The organism is Herpetosiphon llansteffanensis (genome assembly GCF_003205875.1).
GTDB lineage: Bacteria > Chloroflexota > Chloroflexia > Chloroflexales > Herpetosiphonaceae > Herpetosiphon > Herpetosiphon llansteffanensis.
On the sequence record NZ_PUBZ01000083.1, the window covers coordinates 84,077 to 90,129 of the forward strand.

General features: G+C 51.6%; 5 protein-coding genes. 4 read left to right on the forward strand and 1 reads right to left on the reverse strand.

Translation table 11 applies throughout. From position 1 onward, the window contains the following. Window positions 1-3: 3 nt before the first annotated feature. Window positions 4-936: a decaprenyl-phosphate phosphoribosyltransferase gene (locus C5S61_RS08980; RefSeq protein ID WP_110514723.1), complete on the reverse strand. Its 933-nt coding sequence runs from the start codon at window positions 934-936 to the stop codon at window positions 4-6. A gap of 588 nt (window positions 937-1,524) precedes the next feature. Here C5S61_RS08980 and C5S61_RS27080 point away from each other — a divergent pair. From C5S61_RS27080 to C5S61_RS09000, 4 genes are all read left to right on the forward strand, one after another. Continuing rightward, complete coding sequence (locus C5S61_RS27080; RefSeq protein ID WP_205701378.1) at window positions 1,525-3,816, forward strand: NYN domain-containing protein; 2,292 nt, start codon at window positions 1,525-1,527, stop codon at window positions 3,814-3,816. Further along, window positions 3,813-4,484 carry a phosphoribosylanthranilate isomerase gene (locus C5S61_RS08990; protein ID WP_110514724.1) on the forward strand — a complete coding sequence of 224 codons (672 nt, stop codon included), beginning with the start codon at window positions 3,813-3,815 and terminating at the stop codon, window positions 4,482-4,484. The genes C5S61_RS27080 and C5S61_RS08990 overlap by 4 nt, the downstream gene beginning before the upstream one ends. Then, a complete protein-coding gene (locus C5S61_RS08995; protein ID WP_164689300.1) occupies window positions 4,481-4,840 on the forward strand; it encodes a Trm112 family protein in 360 nt (119 codons plus the stop codon). The genes C5S61_RS08990 and C5S61_RS08995 overlap by 4 nt, the downstream gene beginning before the upstream one ends. 74 nt (window positions 4,841-4,914) lie before the next feature. Then, complete coding sequence (locus C5S61_RS09000) at window positions 4,915-5,631, forward strand: Nif3-like dinuclear metal center hexameric protein (RefSeq protein ID WP_054534533.1); 717 nt, start codon at window positions 4,915-4,917, stop codon at window positions 5,629-5,631. Window positions 5,632-6,053 lie beyond the last annotated feature (422 nt).

Here is a 6,053-nt window from a genome sequence, read left to right on the forward strand (position 1 = left end):
CTCCTATTGGCGAAAGATATACATAATTGCCACAACCGTTATGCCCCAAAGCACAATATCGGCTAGCATTGGCAAATCTTTAAGCAATAATTCTTCTGGGCTACCACCTTCATCTTTTTTGTAAACCAAATAGAGGTAGCGGAAAATACCATAAATGACAAATGGCACGGTGATCAACATCAATGGAAAAGGACTGGTTGGCACATGAGGATTCGTTGGATTCAGCGTATACAAGATATAGGCAATCAAGGTGCTGGCGGTAATCAGCGAAATCATTTCTTGCAGCAGCTCAGTTGAATATTCTTCGAGCACGCGGCGATGGCTGCCAGCGCCACTTTCGAGCAAAACCAACTCGTGGCGGCGTTTGGCCAAGGCCAAAAACAACGACAACAGCCCAGTACAAATTAACAACCACGGTGAAATATCAATTCGCAACACCACCGCGCCCGAAACCGTGCGAAACACAAAGCCTGCGGCAATGATAAACACATCGAGAATCACCACATGCTTGAGCCGAAACGAATAGGCCAATTGCATTACGACGTAGACAGCTAGAATAATTGCTACGCCCCGACTGAGGGTATAGGCCAAGGGCAAGCCAATGCCCAAAAAGATCAGGGTTGCGACAATTGCGCTGCTTGGTGCAAGATGGCCGCTAGCCAGCGGGCGATAGCGTTTTTTCGGATGATCGCGATCTTTTTCAATATCCACCAGATCATTGATCAGATAAATTGAGCTAGCGATTAAACACCACAGGCCAAAGGTTGCGAGCACCCGTAATAAGCTCTGAGGATTGGTCAAGAGCATATCGTTGGCAAAAATTAAGCCTGCAAAGACAAAAATATTCTTGACCCACTGCTTGGGCCGCATCGTCAAAAACAGATATTTGGGCAGTTTTGAGAGTTGCGGTTGTGCTATTTTATAGGGCTGTTGCATACAAATTACTCTACTCCTTGAGCCTGACGAATCGCTTTCGCCTAGCATTGATCATTCTACCTACCCATGGCATGTGCGTCAAACGTTACTATGGGGGATCGGGGACTAGCTACTGGGGGTCGGGAGCAATTGCTGAATGCGTTGATTCGTGCATTAATCCAATGATTAATTTCAGTGGCCGATCCCCGATCCCCAACTACCAACCCCCAGCTAGTAAATTCAGGACTATACAGACAGCAGGGATCGGCAGTTGGCTGCTGGGGGTCGGGAGCTAATTCTGAATGCGTTAATTGGCGCATTAATCCAATGTCCGATCCCCGATCCCCAACTACCAACCCCCGCTAGCAAATTCAGGGCTATACAGACAGCGATGATATGGTATACTAGCCGCGTTGAGTATCCCATGAGAGGCGATGCCGCCCACGCAATACATCATTCCAACTGGTTTGATGTCGTCACGTATCAAATTGTATTTGCCTAATTGTTGGTAGTTTGAAGCGGTAATGGGTGACCGTACTCGATCACTCGCCAGAAATTTAATGGCATGCCAAGAAACAAAGAACTACCCAGGAGCACATTGGAATCCCTATGAACAAACCCAAGCAGGATGTTGCGGTTTTTATCGACTTCGAGAACATTTATGTTTCAGTTCGAGAGAAGTTCGACGCTACCCCCAATTTCGAAGCCTTGATGGAACGCTGCGAAGACTATGGCCGTGTTGTTGTAGCCCGCGCTTACGCCGATTGGTATCGTTACCCACGCATTACCAGTGCCCTCTTTGCCAATAATATTGAGCCGATGTATGTGCCAACCTACTATTATGATAAGGACGAAGGCCGTATGGGTCGTCCAATCAAAAATAGTGTTGATATGCACATGTGTATCGATGCCATGCGCACGCTCTACACCCGCACCAACATCGGTGCCTATATCTTTATCACCGGCGACCGCGATTTTATCGCTTTGGTCAACTGTGTGCGCCAAGAAGGCAAAGATGTCATTATCGTTGGCATTGGCGGAGCTGCTTCAAGCCACCTTGCCCAAAGCGCCGATGAATTTTTGTTCTACGAACAAATTGTCGATATTCGCCCAATGGGTGGCCGCCGCAACGAACGCCACGATCGCAGCGAAAAAACCTTCGAGCGCGTTGAGCGCCCAGAACGGGTTGAGCGCAACGAACGCAGCGAACGCCCAGAACGCAGTAGCGAGCGTAATGAGCGCAACGAACGTAGCAGCGAACGTGGCGAGCGCAATGGCCGCGATGAACGCCGCCGCGATCGCAGCGAACGCCCAGAAAAACCCAGTGAACCCCATTTCGAGCGGCTTGATTCGCGGGCTGAAAAACCAGAGCCACGCGCCGAAAAGCCTGTCGAAAAGCCAGCCGAAATTGTCGTGCGCCCAGCGCCAAGCGTTACGCCAGTCGTGACCACAACGCCAACCAACCCCGATGCAGCGATCTACGATAAATTGGTTGAGGCCTTGCACTTAGCGCGTAAACGTGGCTATGTCACCTCGTTTGGCTCGCTCAAAGTTTTGATGAAAGAGTTGATGCCCAACTTCAAGGAAAGCCGCTATCGCGACGTTCAGGGCAAACCATTCACCAAATTTACCGATTTTGTGCGCGAAGCAGAACGCCTTGGCAAGATTCAAATCTTCACCAGTGGCACGGTCAACGAAGTGTTCTTGCCCGATGAAGATCCCTACAAGCTCTCGCAATTTGCCGAAGATCTGCCGTCGGTTGAAGCAGAGCGCGAGCTTGAACAAGAGCTTGAATTGCAAGCAGAAGCAATTGCGCCAATTACGATTGAAACAATTGGCATTGCCGACGAACCAATGGAATTGAGTGACAGCGAAGACGCAGCGGCAAGCAGCGATCGTGGTGATCGCAATGGCCGCCGCCGTCGCCGCCGTGGCAGTAGCCGCACCGAGCAACCAACCGCCGATATTGTGCCCGATGAATTGGGCGAAACGGTCTTGGTTCCCGCGTTACCCGAAGGCTTTAGCTTTGGCGAGCGCGAATGGCAATTGTTCTATCAAGTGATGGGTGTCTACAGCGAGCCTGTGCCGTTTGCCGACATCTTTAACGATTTGCGCGAAATGCGCAACACGGCAGAACTTGAATTGACCAATAATGCTTTGAAGGAATTGATCAAACAGGCGATTAATGAAGGCAAAGTGCAACGCTCAAATCGCGGAGCCAAAGCCCACTATCGACTTGTGCTCAATCCAGAACAGCATGATGCTGCTGGTACAAGCTTTGAGCCAAGCGACATTGCCGAATTTGATGATGGCCCAAACTTGCCCGATTTGGTTGAGGAAGAGCCTCGCTTGTTGCCTGCGATGATCGGTGGTCAAGCAATTGCGATTGACGACGATTACACTGCGCCAATCGACGAAGTAGCCTTGCCCGAAAGCTTCGAAGAACAGCCATTGCCTGATAGCGATGCAGATTATTCGTTTGCTGAGCCAATCGATTATGAAGCTCCCGTCGGCGCTGCATCAAATGCAGCAATCAAGCCACGCAAGCCCAGCCGCCGCCGTAAATCGATTGTGCCGCTGAGTGTTGCTGAAGCGATTGCCGCTAATAATCAGGCTGAACCAGTGCTTGAAGCTGTGGCCGAGCCAGTTGCTGAAATTGTCAGCGAGCCAGTTGCCGAACCAGTGGTTGAAGCTGTGGCCGAGCCAGTTGCTGAAAAGCCCAAAAAACGTGGTGGCAAGCGCAAAGCTGCTGAGCCAGCAGAAGTTGTTGAAGAAAAACCCAAGAAAACCACCCGCCGCAAAAAAACCGAGCCTGTGGCCGAAGCGCCAGTTGCTGCCGAGCCAGCCAAGCCGCGTCGCCGCAAAAAAGTCACGCCCAGCGAAAGCGGAGAACAAGCGTGAGTTGGCCGCAGCAGGCGATTAAAATCTGTGGTGTGCGTAGTGTCGAGGCCGCTGTTACAGCGGCTTCGGCAGGCGCAGACCTGATTGGCATGATCTTCGCGCCAAGCAAACGTCAAATTGACCTAAACTTAGCGCAAGCGATTGCCCAAGCAGTGCGCGCGACTGAAACTGAGTGTCAGTTGGTCGGCGTATTTGCTAATGCGCCTGCAAGCGAGATTAATGAAGTTGCCCAAGCAGTTGGCCTTGATGTGGTGCAGCTCAGCGGCGATGAACCAATTGCCATCAGCGCGCAAATTCAGCTGCCATTGCTGAAAGCTGTGCGTTTAACCAATCAAAACAGCGAGCAAGCATGGTATGATATAGCCCAAGGCCAGCAGCGAATTCGCTTGGTGGTCGATGCCCATGTGCCAGGCTCATACGGTGGGGCTGGCGTATTGGCCGATTGGGAAGCAGCGCGGCGATTGGCGCAAACAACGCCATTATTGCTCGCTGGCGGACTTGAACCAACCAATGTCGCCCAAGCAATTCAAGCAGTTGAACCATGGGGTGTTGATGTCAGCAGCGGCATCGAAACCGCTGGAATCAAAGATCTCAACAAAATAATTCAGTTTGTGAAAACCGCGCAGCAAGCCTTGAATGCGCTGCGTGTTGCTAGGAGGAATGCATGAAATTTGGTAAATTGTTGCGCTTCGGTATCATCGCTGGTGCAGGGGCCTTGGTTTATCGGGTTTATAAACAATATAAGGCTGATCAAGCATTTGAGTTGGCTCCTGTCAGCAATTTGGCTTCAAACACCAATGCCGTCAGCGCTGGCAACACCAAACGTTCAATTAGCCCAGAGTTGCTGGAAATTTTGGCGTGCCCAGTTGATAAAAAGCCAGTTGAATTGTACAGCGATGCCAATGGCAAAGAATGGTTGCTCAACCCACGGAATGGCTACCGCTACCCAATTGAAGATGGGATTCCAATTATGTTGATCGATGAAGGCGAAAAGCACAAAGATACCAGCCTGATTCGCGCCTAACTTTCCAGCGTGGAACCCTATTACGGAAGGGAAGCCCTCCGGGCTTCCTTTTGTTGTTACTTGGAGTCTGCATCATGCCAAACCTCGCTGAACTTTCTACCTTCTTGCAAACCATTCTAGAGACCGAGTACTTTCCAAGTGAAGAACGGGGTACGATCTATATTTCGTCGGTGCGGCCAATTCGCCGCATGGGCTTTGCGCTCGATCCATGGCCGACCTTGCCATCCTGGCTCGAACACGAAGATCTTGATGCGATCTTTTTGCATCGCCCGCAACAACTCGATCGTGATACGGTGCCACCAACTCGCGGGGTGTTATATGCAGGCGCACCCTTTGACGAACGCTTGACGATTGGCTTTGTGCCGCGTTTGGCCGAGGTCTTGGGTTTGCGCGGGCGCTCGCCCATGGCCGATAAAAGTGGCCGTCCCTTGGGCATGGTCGGCGATTTGCCCAAGCCAGTAACGCCTGCTGAATGGCGACGTTTGGTGATGGATATGTATGGCGGGGTTGATGAGGTTTGGGAAAATAACGTCCAGTCGATCCGTAAGGTGGCGATTGTTAATCAAATTACGCCAACCCTCGTTCAAGAAGCTGCCAACCGTGGCGCTCAAGCCTTCCTCACCCCAATCCTGCGCGAATCATCCCAAGCTAGCTGCCGCGCCAATAACATCGCTGCATTTAGCACCGGCATCAAACGCGCTGAACACTGGGGTTTGCGCACCCTCGCAGGCATGATCCGCGAACGCTGGGCTGGCGTGCGCACCGCGATCTTTGAAGATCGCGGTCAGTAGTAAGTGGGGTCGGTTGTTGGAGGTCGGGGATCGGGAAATGAGAAGGCTAAGGCTAAGGGCTTTTGGCTATCGGAAGAATGAGTGGGCTGGCAAAGATGTTGGGAATTGCACCCGTATCCGATCCCCAGCCCCTGACCCCTACCGTTTAACGCAGAGGCACAGAGAAGATAAGGCTTTTGGCAGGGGAGCAGTTATGTACCTGATCCCCTGTCCCCGACCTCAACTCCTAATCCCATACTGTCGAAACCGCGAAGATCGCGAAGAACACGAAAGCTAAGGCTATGAGCTTTTGGCTATCGTAAGCATGCGTGGGCTAGCAAAGACGTTGGGGATTGCATGCGTATCCGACCCCCAGCCCCCGATCCCTCGTTACCAAGCTTTTGGCTGGGGATCAGTTATGTAACCGATCCCCGATCCCCGAT